General features: G+C 54.8%; 1 rRNA gene. It reads right to left on the bottom strand.

The features are described 5' to 3' along the window. A 16S ribosomal RNA gene (locus tag QQ041_RS22065) occupies positions 1–378 on the bottom strand; the annotation flags it as partial.

Consider the following 378-nt stretch of genomic DNA (forward strand, 5'->3'; position numbering starts at 1 on the left):
CCCTTCCTCACAACTGAAAGTACTTTACAACCCGAAGGCCTTCTTCATACACGCGGCATGGCTGCATCAGGCTTTCGCCCATTGTGCAATATTCCCCACTGCTGCCTCCCGTAGGAGTCTGGACCGTGTCTCAGTTCCAGTGTGGCTGATCATCCTCTCAGACCAGCTAGGGATCGTCGCCTTGGTGAGCCATTACCTCACCAACTAGCTAATCCCACCTAGGCATATCTTGACGCGAGAGGCCCGAAGGTCCCCCTCTTTGGCCCGTAGGCATTATGCGGTATTAGCCATCGTTTCCAATGGTTATCCCCCACATCAAGGCAATTTCCTAGGCATTACTCACCCGTCCGCCGCTCGACGCCCATTAACGCACCCGAA

Origin of the sequence: Vibrio sp. TMPB1044, assembly GCF_030442075.1 — a bacterium.
In the GTDB taxonomy this organism is placed as follows: domain Bacteria; phylum Pseudomonadota; class Gammaproteobacteria; order Enterobacterales; family Vibrionaceae; genus Vibrio; species Vibrio satsumensis.